Source organism: Wenyingzhuangia sp. IMCC45533 (assembly GCF_054111225.1).
The window spans coordinates 89,199-105,967 of the sequence record NZ_CM134197.1 but is presented as its reverse complement, the minus strand read 5'-3'; the positions used below and the strand labels follow the sequence as shown (position 1 = coordinate 105,967).

General features: G+C 32.2%; 11 protein-coding genes. 9 read left to right on the top strand and 2 right to left on the bottom strand.

Going from position 1 to position 16,769, the window contains the following annotated elements; genetic code table 11:
* Nucleotides 1–454: 454 nt before the first annotated feature.
* The gene (locus ACXGQW_RS00440; RefSeq protein WP_457823153.1) at nt 455–2,737 is read left to right on the top strand and encodes an FdhF/YdeP family oxidoreductase; all 2,283 of its coding nucleotides are present in this window, start codon (nt 455–457) and stop codon (nt 2,735–2,737) included.
* A gap of 194 nt (nt 2,738–2,931) precedes the next feature.
* On the opposite strand, the gene ACXGQW_RS00435 is transcribed toward ACXGQW_RS00440, so the two are convergent.
* Entirely contained in the window at nt 2,932–4,872 is a 1,941-nt protein-coding gene (locus tag ACXGQW_RS00435; protein WP_457823152.1) for an asparagine synthase-related protein, read from the bottom strand.
* 94 nt (nt 4,873–4,966) lie between these two features.
* On the opposite strand from ACXGQW_RS00435, the gene ACXGQW_RS00430 reads away from it, so the two are divergent.
* Nucleotides 4,967–5,644 carry a class I SAM-dependent methyltransferase gene (locus ACXGQW_RS00430; RefSeq protein ID WP_457823151.1) on the top strand — a complete coding sequence of 226 codons (678 nt, stop codon included), beginning with the start codon at nt 4,967–4,969 and terminating at the stop codon, nt 5,642–5,644.
* Nucleotides 5,645–5,775: 131 nt separating this feature from the next.
* On the opposite strand, the gene ACXGQW_RS00425 is transcribed toward ACXGQW_RS00430, so the two are convergent.
* Nucleotides 5,776–6,147 carry a hypothetical protein gene (locus ACXGQW_RS00425; RefSeq protein WP_457823150.1) on the bottom strand — a complete coding sequence of 124 codons (372 nt, stop codon included), beginning with the start codon at nt 6,145–6,147 and terminating at the stop codon, nt 5,776–5,778.
* A gap of 443 nt (nt 6,148–6,590) precedes the next feature.
* Here ACXGQW_RS00425 and ACXGQW_RS00420 point away from each other — a divergent pair, with 443 nt between their 5' ends.
* The 7 genes from ACXGQW_RS00420 to ACXGQW_RS00390 all read left to right on the top strand — a co-directional run bounded on the left by ACXGQW_RS00420 (nt 6,591) and on the right by ACXGQW_RS00390 (nt 16,623).
* Nucleotides 6,591–7,601, top strand: a complete 1,011-nt coding sequence (locus ACXGQW_RS00420) for a helix-turn-helix transcriptional regulator (RefSeq protein WP_457823149.1) — start codon at nt 6,591–6,593, stop codon at nt 7,599–7,601.
* A gap of 68 nt (nt 7,602–7,669) precedes the next feature.
* Complete coding sequence (locus tag ACXGQW_RS00415) at nt 7,670–8,947, top strand: DUF2130 domain-containing protein (RefSeq protein WP_457823148.1); 1,278 nt, start codon at nt 7,670–7,672, stop codon at nt 8,945–8,947.
* A gap of 174 nt (nt 8,948–9,121) precedes the next feature.
* On the top strand, nt 9,122–10,708 hold the full coding sequence (locus tag ACXGQW_RS00410) for a type I restriction-modification system subunit M (RefSeq protein ID WP_457823147.1): 1,587 nt from the start codon (nt 9,122–9,124) through the stop codon (nt 10,706–10,708).
* Entirely contained in the window at nt 10,708–11,838 is a 1,131-nt protein-coding gene (locus ACXGQW_RS00405; RefSeq protein WP_457823146.1) for a restriction endonuclease subunit S, read from the top strand. The genes ACXGQW_RS00410 and ACXGQW_RS00405 overlap by 1 nt, the downstream gene beginning before the upstream one ends.
* 269 nt (nt 11,839–12,107) lie before the next feature.
* Nucleotides 12,108–12,404, top strand: a complete 297-nt coding sequence (locus ACXGQW_RS00400; RefSeq protein ID WP_457823145.1) for an endonuclease domain-containing protein — start codon at nt 12,108–12,110, stop codon at nt 12,402–12,404.
* Between the two features lie 286 nt (nt 12,405–12,690).
* Complete coding sequence (locus ACXGQW_RS00395) at nt 12,691–16,140, top strand: DEAD/DEAH box helicase family protein (RefSeq protein WP_457823144.1); 3,450 nt, start codon at nt 12,691–12,693, stop codon at nt 16,138–16,140.
* Between the two features lie 261 nt (nt 16,141–16,401).
* Nucleotides 16,402–16,623 carry a hypothetical protein gene (locus ACXGQW_RS00390; protein ID WP_457823143.1) on the top strand — a complete coding sequence of 74 codons (222 nt, stop codon included), beginning with the start codon at nt 16,402–16,404 and terminating at the stop codon, nt 16,621–16,623.
* The last annotated feature ends 146 nt before the right edge of the window (nt 16,624–16,769 follow it).

Below are 16,769 nucleotides of genomic sequence, written 5' to 3'. Positions count from 1 at the left end.
TTTTTAAGTCCATAATTTTATCAATTAACAACAAAAAACAGAAAAGGTGTAGCTCAAAAAAGCTACACCTTTTTTCTTATTTTATCATTTATTTGATTTTATATCCTGTGAAACGAAAAATAGTTCAAAAAAACATCAACATTATTCAAGTTGATGAAATATCGCGTCGAACCTAGTGTTTATCTATGTTCTTTGGGTTTTACGATTATTTATCTATTAAAACGTCTAATCTGATTTACATCAAAAAATAGCATTGAAGAATCATTACCCGACTACCATAAGTCACTTAAACAATTAATAATATGTATTTTATGATTTATTCCTTTGTATTTAACAAGAGCCATATGTAGTTTTCTGGTAGTCTGCTAAATATCACGTAGGATTGTTTAGTAGGTTTGTAAAGTTGTTTTATCTTTGGAAGACCTTTAATTGTTAGAAATATATTGCCGAAACAATGACCAAAAAAGCTTTAAACATTTCTGTAGAAGGACCTACAGAACTTACCGATATCAAACTTACAAAACCCCAAAATTACGCAGCAGGTATTGGAGCTGTAAAAGTGGCTCTACAACATGCTATTAAAGAAATGGGGTTGAGCAAATCCATTGCTACGCTATCTAAATTAAATCAAGAAGAAGGAATTGATTGTCCTGGTTGTGCTTGGCCAGATCCTGAACATCGATCACCCGTGGGAGAGTTTTGTGAAAATGGAGCCAAAGCTATTGCTGAAGAAGCTACCAATGCACGAGTTGATATTCCTTTTTTTGAGAAGTACACCATTGAAGAAATGTCTGAATGGACAGATTTTAAAATAGGAAAAAGTGGTAGAATTACAGATCCTATGATTTTAAGAGAAGGAAGTAATCACTATAAACCCATTTCTTGGAACGATGCTTTTGAAATCATTGGAAAAGAATTGAATGATTTAGAAGATCCTAATCAGGCTTTATTTTATACTTCTGGGAGATCTAGTAACGAAGCAGCCTTTCTGTACGGATTGTTTATTAGAATGTTTGGAACGAATAACATGCCCGATTGTTCTAATATGTGTCATGAATCTAGCGGAGTTGCACTAGATGAAACTTTGGGTATAGGAAAAGGATCTGTTACCCTAGAGGATTTTGAATATGCGGAAGCTATCATGGTCATTGGCCAAAACCCTGGAACGAATCACCCTAGAATGTTATCTGCATTGCAAAAATGTAAAGAAAACGGAGGGAAAGTGATCTCTATCAATCCACTTAAAGAAGCTGGTTTAATTAATTTTAAAAACCCTCAAGAAATTAAAGGAGTTTTATTGGGAGGAGCTGATATAACAGATGTTTATTTACAAGTTAAAATTAACCAAGATGTAGCTTTGTTGAAACTTATCACCAAACGTTTGCTGGATTTAGAAAATAAAACTGGAAATGTTTTTGATAAGGAGTTTATTGCAAAAAACACCAATGGTTATGATGATTATATTGAAAATTTAAACATCTACAGCGAAGACGAACTTTTGGCTTCAACAGGACTTAATAATGATGAGATCAACAAAGCCGTTAAAATTTTAGCAGCCAGCAAAAAAATTATCATTTGTTGGGCGATGGGCTTAACTCAACATAAAAATGGCGTAGAAAATATCAAAGAATGTGTAAATCTACTATTGCTAAAAGGAAGCATTGGAATTAAAGGAGGAGGAACTTGTCCTGTGAGAGGCCATAGTAATGTACAAGGAGATAGAACTGTAGGAATTACGCATCATGTATCCGAAAAACTGAATAACTCTTATCAAAAAGTATTCAATTTTAGTCCACCAACAGAAGAAGGTTTGGATGTTGTAAAGGCCATCAAAGCAATGCACGATGGAGATGCTAAGGTATTTATTTCTTTAGGAGGTAATTTTCTATCTGCTGCTTCAGACACATTATACACGGGTAAAGCACTACGAAATTGTAATTTAACAGTTTCTGTAAGTACTAAATTTAATAGAACTCATCTAGTACCTGGAAAAACTTCTATCATACTGCCTACGTTAGGTAGAACCGAAGTAGATAAAAATAGATTTGTTACCGTTGAGAACAGTATGGGTAGAGTACATCGTTCTAAAGGTAGAATTGAGCCTGCTTCTGATAATTTGATGAGCGAGCCAGAGATTATCGCTCATATTGCTCATGCTACTTTGGCTAACAAATACAATATGGATTGGTTAGCTCTAGGCAAAGATTATGACTTAATTCGTGAGAAAGTTTCTCTAGTTTTTGATGGATTTGATAACTATACAGAACGTTCACAAAAAGCTGGATTCGACTTGCCTAATCATACTCGAAGAGGGGATTTCTCAGAATTACCAAATCAATCTATTCCTTTTTCCGTATGTAATTTGCCTGTGCACGATTTGGAAAAAGATGACTTTTTATTGATGAGTATTCGTTCTCATGACCAATATAACACCACTATTTACGGAATGGACGATAGATATAGAGGTGTTTATAATGAAAGAAGAGTAGTTTTTATCAATCCCAAAGACATGGAGTCTTTGAACTTGAAGAAACTAGACAAGGTAGATTTAGTTAGTAATTACGAAGACGTAGAAAGATTGGCGAAAAACTTTTTGGTGGTGCCTTATAATATTCCACAAGGAAATTTGGCTGCTTATTACCCAGAAACAAACGTGTTAATTCCCAATAATCAGTTTGCAGACAAGAGTTATACTCCCATAAGTAAATCTGTAAAAGTGAAAATAAAATCGATCTAATTTATATCGAAATCTATATTAAAAAATCAATTCTGAGCATTTATAAATGTTTGGAATTGATTATACTTACCCTAACCCTTGCATCAATAATTGTCTGTATAGTTATAGCTCTCAAAAATTAATTAATCCTAAGAAAAATATAGATTAGTAATAAGTGATTCGTATCCTTGAAAAAGTCTGATATTTTCTGTTGTTTAATTTGAAATGATACTATTCTCTTTTTCCAACCATAATAAATACATTGCCAAGGTTAAAGAATTAGATTTTCTGAAAACTTCGTAGGTGAATTTTTCTGTTAAATAATGGGGATTTAACAATTTATCAAGCAAAGCATTCAAAGCCTTCATATCAAGCATTGATTGGCATAATGGTGATTTTTTAATTTGTTCAACGGTATGTTGTAATACTTCAATATCTGCTCTAAGTATACTAACGATATCAGAGACCTGCAGTGCTTTTTTGTCATTAAACACTACTTCATCAGGTAATTTACCTTTAAAAGCTCTTTTAAATAAAAATTTCTGATTCCCTAACCTATTAAATTGATGATTGGGAATAGAACTAATGAATTCAAACATTTCCACGGAACGCGGAACTAAATTATATATTAAATCATATTTAGAACCTACCTCATTGGAAATACCATGCCTACAGCTAAAAGGGCTCAATTGATTAAAAAGTATCTTTTGATGAGTATTATATTGTTTGTTTTTCTCAAAAACAAAATAATTCATAATATCTTCACCATTTACTCTGTCGTAAAAATCATCGTTAATAAAGGTTCTAAAATCTAAATATTTTTTCAAATTTTTGTTTTTCCCTGTTTTAGTACCCCTTTTATAATTGTCGTAACTGCCGTATATAGCCTTTAACATAAGCATAAACTTCTGGCTAACATTAGCGTGCTTATTTAGCCCATTGCTCATATCCTCTAAAAATAGAGAAATGTCGTGATTCGACGATCTTCCTTCGTATGAAACTGTTGAATTACCACCTTCCGCAGATAATATACCGTTTCCTTTTCCTGATTGTTTGGCCATTTTACCAATTTCTTCAAACCACCAAAAATGAATAGTATTTGGGGGTTTTTTAAAACTGTCAAAATTATTACCTAAAAAATCTATAAATCCCTCTGGTCTTCTTTTCACAAAATTAACATTGATGTTAGAATTCGCCTTCGCTAAAAGATCTATAAAGGGTTTTTCATCACCAGATCTCTTTGTTGGACCTAGGGCATCAAAATCCTTAAAATACTGGACGTAAGAAAAAACATCTAATTTTTTATCTTGCTTTTTTAGATATTCTGAAGCTAAATAGGTTGTGGAACTTGAATCTAGCCCACCGCTCAATGTTCCCATCCAGTTTACAGGTAACTCCATTATTTTATTTACACCTCTCTTGTAAATATCGTAAAAGGCCTTTGTATATTCTTCATCTGTTTTAAAACGAGTTTCGCTTCTTTGCTTTAAGTCCCAATATTGCTTTATTTTAATTTGTTGATTTTTGTTGAAGGTTAAAAAATGTCCCATATAAAGAAACTTTATTTCTCTATATATGGTTCTATCTTCAAATTCCATATACTGACAAAACTCAGTGAAAACCTTTTCTTGATCTAAATGAAGTTTGACTCCGTCAATGTTTACAAGACCTGCAATTAATGTAGAAAAATATAACACTCCATTATGGAAGGCATAAAACAACGAATTTTCTCCTGTTTGACTCATAGACAAAACAAGTTCTTGATTTTCATGATCCCAAATAGCAAAAGTCCAATCACCTAATAATTTTTCTGAACAAGATTTCCCCCATTTTAAGTAAGCTCGTAATATAATCTCTTCGTGATTTATGGATGGATAAAAATCTGTCTCTAATAAGGCACACAACTCTTTTACATTTATAAGTAGGGCATAAGCCGTAATTATATATTTATCGGACATCTTATTTAAGAAGACAGACTCTTTTTCAAAAGGAGAAAGGGTGTTTGATTGTAAAGAAGCAAACACTGCCGTTCTTCCTAGTTTTCTTCTCTCTGTGGTATATTGCTTATCAAAGTTAAGGTTTTCATACATTTGACCTATAACGTGATTAGGTATCTTATGGTTAAAATCTACGTACCCGCAAAAATTTCTAGTCATACTTATATTAAGTTTTGAAAAAAAAAGAAACTTACAAAATAAACATTGATTTATATAAAATTATTAAAATAAAAAAGCTACAAGCACCTATTAAATGCTAAAACCCATAAGAAAAAACACCTATAAAAAACAACCTTGGCCAACAAAAGATGCCATGGCACAAGTCTATGAAATGAAGTTGTGGGGTGGAGAAGAGCATGATTTTTATTCTGGTGAAGGTTCACATAAAGAACAGTTGGTAAAACCTTATGTTAATGTGGTAAGTTCTTTCTTATCATCTTTTACAAATCCTCCAACTGTATGCGATTTAGGTTGTGGTGATTTTAATGTTGGAGCGCAATTACTCTCTTATGCAAAACGTTATACAGCAGTAGATATTGTACCCGCATTGATAGTTAGAAACAAGCAAAAATTTAATCATCCAAATTTAAGTTTTGACTGTTTAAATATTGCCGAAGACACATTACCTAAAGCTGACGTGGTTGTTATCAGGCAAGTATTACAACATTTATCCAACAAAGAAATAAAAGCCGCAATTAAAAAGTTAGAAAAATACAAATACATTATTCTCACAGAGCATATTCCTAATGGAGAATTTGAACCCAATCAAGATATCATATCTGGTCAAGGTATTAGACTTAAAAAGAAAAGTGGTGTGGATATCACCAAAGAGCCGTTCAACCTTAAGTATGTAGAATCGAAAGATTTGCTAATGGTTCCTTTAGAAAAAAAGCTAGGTGTGATAAAAACTACTTTATACTCAACATATTAACCCCAAATTCGTTTTATACTGGAACTACTTATCTTCTCCTAATACAGAAATTAGCTTTACTTTAAAAATAAAGACCTGAAAGTTGTAAGCTATACAGATGCAGTACACATTTATCTGGTGATTATCTTTATTTATACATTATCTATATATCCATATCTAATTAGTTCATGTTGTTTTAGATTGTGTGATTCTATGTGTTCCCACTCATACAAACCATTATACATAAAACACAAAAAGGGCTTTTCATTTTTATAAAAAAGTAAAATATCGTCAACTTCAATATTCATTTCAACATCAAAAAGCTGTTCAGTTTTGTTTAATAAATATGCTATTTTATTTTCATACGCTAATTCATTAAAAAAATAATGAACAATACCAAGTGAAGATTCACCTACAAGCTGTGTTTTGTTTGGACTGTTACTTTTAAAAAACTTCCAAGTATAAGTAGATTTACTTTTTGTTTTACAAGTACATAATTTAATTTGTTTTGTTGAATCACACATAGTTTTTAGTTGAGTTTAATTCCTGTAGCTTTTACAATAAAATCAGGTTTGTTTATTGGAACTTCTTTTTTATACATTATTTATAATTATAGGTTATGTCGTTCTCCTATTTTTAATTTAAAATTAAGATGATTACATATAAGCTTATAAAACCAAGACTAGAAATAAACAATAGTCTTTGCTTTGTTTTATTTTTAGTTTGTGAAGCAAAATAAAAAGATATAAACGGAATGATAATAGGAACTATACAAAGCATTAAACATCCTAATAGAAGTTTTCTGAAACTTGCAATTAAACCTAATATGATAACAATTGATAATATCATTTAGTTTTTTTTTATCAAATTTAAAAGCTAGGTATGCATTCTATTTACACAAGTAAATTGTTTATGAGTCGTACTTTGTATATTTATTGAAAAATAATACAAATTAAGTCTATAAACTATGCCCAAAAACAAAAATTACCATAAACGAATTACGATACTAGATGAATGTTTTGCAAGTAGATCTGGTATGTATACTTTAGATAAACTAGAACAAGTAATTTATGATAAACTAGGGGAGTCTGTTTCTAGAAGAACCATACAAAATGATATTGCATCGATCACTAATTTAGTAGAAAAAGACATTTCTAAAAATGATGATTTAGAATTGTATCCTGTTTTTCAACCCAAATTGTTTGATGGGAAAAAGACTGTTTTTAGATATTCAAAACCCGATTATGCATTGGGAAATCAGTTACTGTCTAAGTCCGACCAAGAACAATTAGAAGAAACTTTAGCTATTTTGTCTCGTTATAGAAATAGAGAAGAGTTTAATTGGTTAGATGAACTATTTCCACGTATTCAATCTGCTTTTGATTTGGCTCATGAAGACTACAGTGGTTTGATAAGTTATGAAACCAATAGAGATTATACAGGACAGTCTTGGCTCGGCAAATTATACAATCAATTGATAAAAAAGAAAGTTTTGGAAATAGAATACCAAACCTTTACTAGCCAAACTAGTTATGTAAGAACAGTACATCCATATCATTTAAAGCAATACAACTCTCGTTGGTTTTTATTTGGTTTTGAAGAAGGCGATAACTACACAGGAATTACCAATTTGGCTTTAGATCGTATCGTTTCAATTGCAGAAACTACACAGAATAGTTTTCCAGATACAATCAATTGGGGAGATTATTTTGATGAAATTATAGGAGTTTCCAAACCTAACGACGTTGAACTAGTAAAAATAAAACTCCGTTTTGCTACAAACCGTATTCAATACATCCTTACGAAACCTATTCATGGAGCAACGCAAAAAATAGACAAATCAGATACTGAAGGTAGAACCATTACCATAGAGGTAATTCCTAACAGAGAATTATACCAAACCCTTTTATCTTTTGGAAAAGATGTAGAAGTATTGACTCCTTTATACGTAAAAAACACTTTAGAAAGCTACAAGTAAAGCCACGCAAATACGCTTCACATCTACATTCCATATTTGTACTATAATCAATCAACAAAATTATAGCTATGAAAAACAACAACGTAAAATGTCCAAAGTGTAAAGAAGTGTTTAAAGTAGATGAAACAAGTTATTCAACTATTGTAAAACAGGTACGTGATGCGCAATTTGAGTCTGAACTTGAGACTAGATTAAACTTGGCCGAAAAAGAAAAGAAAACAGCAATAGAACTGGCTGAAGAAAAAGTTAAAAATAATACACAAGCACAACTATCTAAAAAAGACCAGGAATTAGCACAATTAAAAGCAGACAACCAAGCTTTGTTAAGCAAGCAACTAGCTGTTAAAGAGAAAGAGATTGATAAATTAACGAGTCAACTTAAAAATGCCGAATTGCAAAAGAATTTAAGTATTGCAGAAGCTGTAAAGCAAATTGAAAAAGAAAAAGACTCTTTGTCTAATAATCTAAAAATAAAGCAAATAGAGATAATATCCCTTGAAACTACGATAGCGCAAAAGTACATAGGTAAATTATCTGTAAAAAATGAAGTCATCAAATTACAAGAGGATGAAATTGAGCGTTTAAAAGATTTTAAACAAAAGCAGTCTACTAAAATGATCGGTGAATCTTTAGAACAGCATTGCGAAACAGAATTTAATAAATTAAGAGCTACTGCTTTTCCGCAAGCTTATTTTGAAAAAGACAATGATGCTAGCCAAGGTACCAAAGGAGATTATATTTATAAGGAAACAGATGTGCATGGTAACGAAGTGATATCCATCATGTTCGAAATGAAGAACGAAAATGATGAAACAGCTACTAAAAAGAAAAACGAAGATTTTTTTGCTAAGTTAGATAAAGACCGTAAACACAAAGGTTGCGAATATGCCATATTGGTTTCGTTATTAGAGGCAGATAACGACTTATACAACACAGGCATTGTAGATGTTTCACACAAATACCCTAAAATGTATGTAATACGTCCTCAGTTTTTTATTCCATTAATTAGTTTGTTACGCAATGCAGCGTTAAATTCTCTTCAATTTAAGCAAGAGCTAAATATTATTAGGAATCAGAATTTAGATATTACCAATTTTGAAGATAAAATAGAAGATTTTAAGACAGGTTTTGCTAAAAATTACGATTTGGCTAGCCGTAAGTTTAAAACCGCTATTGATGAGATAGATAAAACGATGACTCACTTGCAAAAAACCAAAGATTCATTACTGTCTTCTGTAAACAACTTACGTTTGGCAAATAACAAAGCAGGAGATTTAACCATTAAAAAATTAACACACGGAAATCCAACAATGAAACAAAAGTTTAATGAATTAAGTAATAGCTAATCTATGTAGTTTACCTTATTTTAGAGCTTTTAAATTAGACAGTAAACGTGGTCATTTCGAGTAATTTTTGAAGTGAAACAAAAGGATAGAAGGCAAAACAGTTTTGTCATTTCGAGTGATTTTTGAAGTGAAACGTAAAAAATAGTATCGAGAAATAAAACAGCATCATACAGTATGATTACAGGAGAAATAAAAAGTAAAATAGACAGTATTTGGAACGATTTCTGGACCAATGGAATTTCTAACCCTATGATGGTGATAGAGCAGTTCTCGTACCTAATATTTTTAAAACAGTTAGACGATCGTCAAATAAAACAAGAGCAAGAAGCCAGCCTGTTAGGTTTACCTATAGAAACCCCTATTTACACAGAGGCACAAGCTCCTTTGCGATACTCTAGATTTAAAAACCTAGATCCACAAAGCATGTTTGATTTGTTTACCAAGCCACAACGTGAGCTGGGTGATATTACTGCTTTTGATTTTATGAAGCAAGTAGGTACCCAAGGAGGGGTGTTTTCTGAAAATATGAAAGGAGCTACGTTTATGATTGCTAGCCCAAAGCTATTAAGTAAAGTGGTAGACCAAATAGATACCTTACCGCTAGATAATAGAGATACCAAAGGAGATTTGTACGAGTACATGTTGGGGAAAATAGCCGAGAGTGGGCAAAACGGACAGTTTAGAACTCCTCGCCACATTATTAAAATGATGGTGGAGCTCATGCAACCTACCAAAGAAGATACGGTTTGTGATCCATCGTGTGGTACCGCAGGATTTTTGGTAAGTACCGGAGAATATATTTATGATAACAAAGTCGATTGGTTTTCTGATGCCGAATTTAGAAATCACTTTGAAAGTAATATGTTTAATGGTTTAGAATTTGACCCAACCATGGTACGTATTGGGGCAATGAATTTACAATTGCACGGGATAGATAATCCCGATTTACTGAGTGTAGACTCTCTAAGTAAAAACAACACTATAGAAAATAAATACAGCTTAATACTGGCCAACCCTCCATTTAAAGGAAGTTTAGATTATGACGATGTAGAAAACAGTTTATTGCAAACCACCAAAACCAAAAAAACAGAATTACTGTTTTTAAGCCTCATTTTGCGTATGATGACTATTGGTGGCCGTGCTGCCGTTATTGTGCCAGATGGTGTTTTGTTTGGTAGTTCTACTGCACACAAAAGCATCCGTAAAGAATTGGTGGCCAACCAACGTTTGCAAGCGGTGATTAGTATGCCTAGTGGAGTATTTAAACCTTATGCAGGGGTAAGTACTGCCATTTTAATATTTACCAAAACCAATCACGGGGGTACAGACAATGTGTGGTTTTACGACATGAAAGCGGATGGTTTAAGCCTAGACGACAAACGTAACCCTATTACCGAAAACGACATTCCAGATATTATTGCAAGATATTCCTCCCTACAAGGAGGCCAGGAGGGTGCAAAATCCCTACTTGAGAACGAAAAAAATCCCCCTTCCAAGTGGGCTAGGGGGATGTTAAACACACCTCCCTCAATCCCTCCTCAAGGAGGGACGGAAGCAAACCGCAAACGTACCCAACAATCTTTCACTGTACCACTTGCCGAAATAGAAGCCAACGATTGGGATTTATCCATCAACCGATACAAAGAAATTGTATATGAAGAAGTACAATACGAGGCTCCTAGTACCATTATAGCCAACATAAAAACACTAGAGAACCAACGTACGGAGGCTTTGTTGAATTTGGAAAAATTGATGAAGTGATGAAATCTAATTTAGTTCAGAATATTGAAGCATTAAAGTTATTACCAAATAATTGGGATGTGATTGATTTCAAAAATCTTGTTAGTGATAATTCAGGTGGAAATAAAAAAATTAATAAATCAAAGTTTCTTAAAAAAGGAACTATTGCAATAGTCGATCAAGGAAAAGAAATGATTGCAGGTTATTATAATGATGAATCGGTAATAGTAAAGACTAAACCTCCTTATATCATATTTGGTGATCACACCAGAGTTTTTAAGTTTATAGATTTTCCATTTGTAATGGGGGCTGATGGTACTAAAGTGTTACAGTCAAAAAGAGAAGATTGTAATGTGAAATATCTATACTATTTTTTTAAAAGTATAAATGTTCCTAATACAGGGTACAATAGACATTTTAAATATTTAAAAGAACTAAAAATCCCATTACCCCCCATAGAAGAACAACAACGCATTGCCCAAATATTAGATACTGCTGCGGAGTTAAGAGACAAAACCAAAGCCGTATTACAACAATACGATGCCTTAGCACGATCTATTTTTTTAGACATGTTTGGTATGAATGATGGTGAATTAATTGAATTAGGAGAGGTTATTAAGCTTGTTGGTGGAGGAACACCATCTAAAGCTAATGATTCATATTGGAATGGTGATATACCGTGGGCTAGTGTAAAAGATTTAAAATCTGATGTACTAATAAAAACTCAAGATACAATATCTTTATTAGGTGTAGAAAATAGCTCAACTAGAATAATTTCAAAAGGCTCTCTTATAGTTTCAACAAGAATGGCTGTTGGTAAAGCTGTTATTGCAGGTATTGATGTGGCTATAAATCAAGATTTAAAAGGGGTTAAAATTATAGGTGAAATTAACGTCCATTATTTATTCCATTTATTTAAAAGTAAATTATCTCATTTTGAGTCAGTTTCAACTGGAGCAACAGTTAAAGGTATCAAAATAGAACATATTACTAAATTAAAAGTTTCGTTACCTAATATTACTAAACAAAACCAATTTGCAAAAAAAACAGCCAATATAGAACAACAAAAAAAATTGGTACAGCAAGAGTTGCAAGAAGCAGAAAACTTGTTTAACTGTTTGTTGCAAAAAGCGTTTAAAGGGGAGTTGTAAACACCTCCCTTAATCCCCCTCAAGGAGGGAATTACACGTAAATCACCCTTTGAAGGGGGCATGAGGGATGTTGTATACGCAAACAGAGAGGTTAGGTGGGTGTGCTACACGCATAGGTGGAAACTACAATGTTCTACACACAACTCACATTAAATTCCTTATCTTCTATATCGCAAATTCAAGCCATGAAAAGAACAATCATCCCTTATGACAAAGAACTCCGAGAAAAAGCAAGATATTTACGTAATAACAGCACACTCTCTTAAGTGTTGCTTTGGCAAAAAATAAAAGGAAAATCCTTAGGAGTACAATTCCACAGACAAGTGCCCATGCTACACTTTATGGTAGATTTTTACTGCTATGCATTACAACTAGCTATAGAAATAGACGGTTACAGTCACCACAACAAACAAGAGTACGATGCTAAAAGACAAGCTATGTTAGAAGAACAAGGGGTTCGTTTTCTACGTTTTACAGATACAGCAGTAAAAAAAGACATGCAATCTGTTTTGGCAGAGCTACATAATGTTGTAAAAACACATTCGCAACATTCCTCTTCCAAGTGAGGGAACTACTACAATTCCTCCCTCGAGGGAGGTTAGGTGGGTGTGTTGTACGCAAACATGGAGGTTAGGTGGGTGTGTAATACGCAGTCACGGAGGTCAGGTGGGAGAGCTACATGTAAAGTAAAACGTTAAAATTAAGTGGGTATACGTTTTCTCTTTTAATTAAAACAATATTGTGTATTTATAAGGTTCTTTTACATGACTCGTTGTATCTTAGTGTCTAAAAAGAGTAAACAAAACCTATTATTGGCAAACAATGTTACCTTTTGTGTGAAAAAAGAAAAAGATGCAAAGTAATTTTCAGTTTTTAAAACAAGCATTTCCAGAAATCTACTTAGATATTTTAGAGGCAGAAAAGCACACCTTAACCACACCTGTTTATGGTGCTATTATGTGTAGGGCAACTTTAGAAAAAACGGTAAAATGGCTCTATGCTAACGATGAAGATTTATCTGCCCCTTACGACACTAACTTGGCAGCAATGTTAAAGCATCAAGATTTTAAAGACAATATAAAACCAAGTATTTTACAAGCCGCAGACATTGTCCGTAGAATAGGAAACGATGCTGCACATGGAACAAAAATAAACACTAACAAGTCTTTAAAATCTTTAAAGTACATGTACGAGGTGTTGTCTTACGTAACTATATATTACGGAGAATCTTACGAAAGAAGTGTTTTTCAGTTTTCTGAAGAAAACATTCCAAAAGGAGAACAAACTAACATTAATAAAGCAGCTGCTGTAGCCAAAGCAAAAGAATTAGATAAAGCAGTTGCAGCTTTTGAAAAAATACAGCAAGAACAACAAAAACTAGCAGAAGAAAACGAAGCCTTAAAAAAGTTATTAGAAGTACAACAGCGAGCGCTTACCATTCGTAAAGAAGAGCGTAAACGCGATATAAATAATGAAAAAGCAATACCACAACTAAGCTCAGAGGCAGAAACTAGACTGTTGTTAATAGACTTAATGTTATCAGAAGCAGGCTGGAAAAACTTAAAAAAAGGATTGGATTTAGAGTACCCTGTTACAGGAATGTCTTTGGTAACTAATCCATCTGGTAAAGGTTATGTAGATTATGTTTTATGGGCTAAGGACGGATCTCCTTTAGCAGTAGTAGAGGCAAAAAGTACGTTGCACAGTGCAAAAAAAGGACAACACCAAGCAGAGTTGTATGCCGATTGCTTAGAGGTAGAAAAAGGACAAAGACCCATTATATATTATACCAATGGTTACGAAACCTTTATAGTAGATGATACTTTTGAAAGACCTAGACAAGTACATGGCTTTTATACGCAAGAGGAATTAGAGCTAAGAATACAACGTAGAAGTTCAAGAATAGACATTCGTACTTTTGAAGTAGATAAAGACATTGCGGGTAGACCTTACCAATTAGAAGCGATTAAGAGAGTATCTGAAAACTTGGTAGTTACAGGAAAAAATAATGAGTTACGTTCAAAAAACAGAGAAGCCTTATTAGTAATGGCAACAGGTGTGGGGAAAACACGTACCGCAGCTGCTATGGTAGACATGTTTACCAAGTGTAACTGGGCAAAAAGAATCTTGTTTTTGGCTGATAGAAATGCCTTAGTTACGCAAGCTAAAAACGCTTTTAAAAATCAGCTTCCTAATTTAGCGAGTATAGATTTAACCAAAGAAAAAGAAGACAACGGAACAAGGTTGGTGTTTTCTACCTATCCTACCATCTTAAATAAAATAAACAAGACAAAGGGAACGGATGAAAGCTATTATGGTGTAGGTTATTTTGATGTGATTATTATTGATGAAGCACACCGTTCTGTGTACAATAAGTACAAAGACATTTTTGATTATTTTGACGCTATTTTGATTGGCTTAACTGCAACTCCTAAAAAAGATATAGATAAAAACACGTTTGAATTATTTAATATAGAAGACGAAGATGCCACCTTCGGATACGAATTAAACAAAGCCGTTGCAGATAAATTTTTGGTTCCTCCTAAAGCTATAGAAGTTCCATTAAAACTACCAAACGATGGTTTAAAGTACAAAGACCTTTCTGATAAAGAAAAAGAGGAGTATGAAGCTTTGTTTGGAGATCCCACCTTAAATACAGAAGATTATCAAGAACAAGAAATAGGAGCTAACCAAATAAATAGTTTTTTATTCAATGCTGATACCGTAGATAAAGTACTGGATTTTTTAATGTCTAACGGAATAAAAATAGCAGGGGGAGACAAAATAGGTAAAACCATATTATTTGCTAAAAACCATAAACACGCTATTTTTATAAAAGAACGTTTCGATAAAAATTATCCTGAATACGCAAATTCTTTTGCACAAGTAATTGACAATTACAATGATAAAGCACAAGATTTATTAGAGAAATTTTGTGATGAGAAAAAAGAAATAGACCCACAAATTGCTATTTCTGTAGATATGATGGATACGGGAGTAGATGCTCCTAGAGTAGTGAATTTAATTTTCTTTAAAAAAGTAAAATCATCTTCTAAATTCTGGCAAATGATTGGTAGAGGAACACGTTTGTGTCCTAATCTTTTTGGACCAGGCATGGACAAAAAAGAATTTGTCATTTTTGATTTTTGTAATAATTTTGAGTTTTTTGATGCACATCCCGATGGTTACACATCTAAACAAGCAAAATCTATTTCACAACAGCTATTTGAGGTACAAATAGATATTGTACAAGCCATACGTAACAATGTGAAATCTACTAAGGAAGAAGATGCTTATGCAGTAGAAATTGTAGATCACTTACACCAAACCATTACTGGTTTAAATACTGAAAGATTTGAAGTCCGTAAAGTGTTAAAAACAGTACATAAATATAAGAATCGTACCAATTGGCTAATCATATCTCAAACTGATGAAATTGATTTAAAAGAAGATCTCTCTTTATTATATATGGTTGATAAAGATGAAAAAGCGATCCGTTTAGATATTCTTTGCTTTAAATTACAATTAGCTAAAATTTTAGAAGATAAAAAAGCAGAAGAAAACTTTACGGATAGATTGGCAACGATTGCTCAAAAGTTAGAAAAGAAAAGAAATGTACCTGCAGTAGCCATACATTTATCAATACTAAAAAATATTCAAACAGAAGGCTATATAGAAACCTTGACAATCAATAGTTTGGATGCTTTAAGAAATGATATTAGAGAGTTGATAAAGTTTTTAGAAACAGAAACATTAATTCCCGTATATGCAGATTTTGAAGATACAATTCAAGGAGTTAGAGAAGTCGATGTTCTAGCTTATGGAACCAATAGTTTGGAAGTTTATAAAAAGAAAGTAGAACAGTTTGTCAATAATCATAAAGATTACCTAGTAATCAATAAGTTGTACAAAAATATACCAATCACTCACAAAGAACTAGAGCTTTTAGAATCTTTTTTACTAAAAGAAACAGAAGTTCCAAAAGAAAAATTAAATGATATTACAAGCACTCTAGATTTAGGGAAGTTTGTACGATCTATAGTTGGTTTAGATATTGAAGTTGCAAATCTTTTATTTACTGATTTTATTCAACAGAACAATTTAAATGCTCAACAAATTAGATTTATAGATCGTTTAAAAGAGTTTTTTAATAATAATGGAGTTTTAGATAAGACTCTTTTATCGTCAACGATGCCTTTTACAGAAAATGCAGATAATGGTATTTTAGGATTGTTTGAAAACGATAAAGTTGTAAATTTAGTAGCTATTATTAATGAGGTAAATGATAATAGTATTGCTTAAAACTCTTTGAAATTATAATTGTATTATGGTAGCAATACTTAACTATTTCATCAAATTCATTATAGATTTATCGTTTATTCTTAAGTTCTGAATGAGTGAAAATCTATATCTACTAAAGCAAGGTCTTTTTAAATCTAAGTTTATTGATAGATAAGAAAACCTCTTGAGCCGTAATCAAGTGTACTATATATAATTCTATTATAACTTATAACCTTTAATTATTACTATATGATGAAAAAGCAATAAAATATTAAGAAAGAAATGAATACAATTATTAAAGCTTCTGAATTTTATAAATTGATAACGAAACAAGATGTTTATAAAGCATTTAGACATATTGTATCTAACGATATAGACTTAATACCCGCAACTAAATACGAAGTAAAAATGCACGATCAATTATTTCCTCCTAAGGATTTTTTAAGAATTATAGCACAACAAAAAGGGTATAAAATTTTAGAGAAGAAAAAAGATGGCCTGTAAAATTGGTTTATGCCCAAGGGTTTACTCGAATAGGCGAAGCTTTTTATAGAGAAAAACAAATACAAGGTTGGAGTAGAAAGAAACAACAAGCATTGATAATTGGAGATTTTAATCAATTACCAATATTATTCATTGCTTATAGAGAT

What these genes read in the sequence shown, in the direction of transcription:
- ACXGQW_RS00440 (WP_457823153.1), top strand. Translation starts at nt 455, where the DNA reads ATGACCAAAAAAGCTTTAAACATTTCTGTAGAAGGACCTACAGAACTT.
- ACXGQW_RS00435 (WP_457823152.1), bottom strand. Translation starts at nt 4,872, where the DNA reads ATGACTAGAAATTTTTGCGGGTACGTAGATTTTAACCATAAGATACCT.
- ACXGQW_RS00430 (WP_457823151.1), top strand. Translation starts at nt 4,967, where the DNA reads ATGCTAAAACCCATAAGAAAAAACACCTATAAAAAACAACCTTGGCCA.
- ACXGQW_RS00425 (WP_457823150.1), bottom strand. Translation starts at nt 6,147, where the DNA reads ATGTGTGATTCAACAAAACAAATTAAATTATGTACTTGTAAAACAAAA.
- ACXGQW_RS00420 (WP_457823149.1), top strand. Translation starts at nt 6,591, where the DNA reads ATGCCCAAAAACAAAAATTACCATAAACGAATTACGATACTAGATGAA.
- ACXGQW_RS00415 (WP_457823148.1), top strand. Translation starts at nt 7,670, where the DNA reads ATGAAAAACAACAACGTAAAATGTCCAAAGTGTAAAGAAGTGTTTAAA.
- ACXGQW_RS00410 (WP_457823147.1), top strand. Translation starts at nt 9,122, where the DNA reads ATGATTACAGGAGAAATAAAAAGTAAAATAGACAGTATTTGGAACGAT.
- ACXGQW_RS00405 (WP_457823146.1), top strand. Translation starts at nt 10,708, where the DNA reads ATGAAATCTAATTTAGTTCAGAATATTGAAGCATTAAAGTTATTACCA.
- ACXGQW_RS00395 (WP_457823144.1), top strand. Translation starts at nt 12,691, where the DNA reads ATGCAAAGTAATTTTCAGTTTTTAAAACAAGCATTTCCAGAAATCTAC.
- ACXGQW_RS00390 (WP_457823143.1), top strand. Translation starts at nt 16,402, where the DNA reads ATGAATACAATTATTAAAGCTTCTGAATTTTATAAATTGATAACGAAA.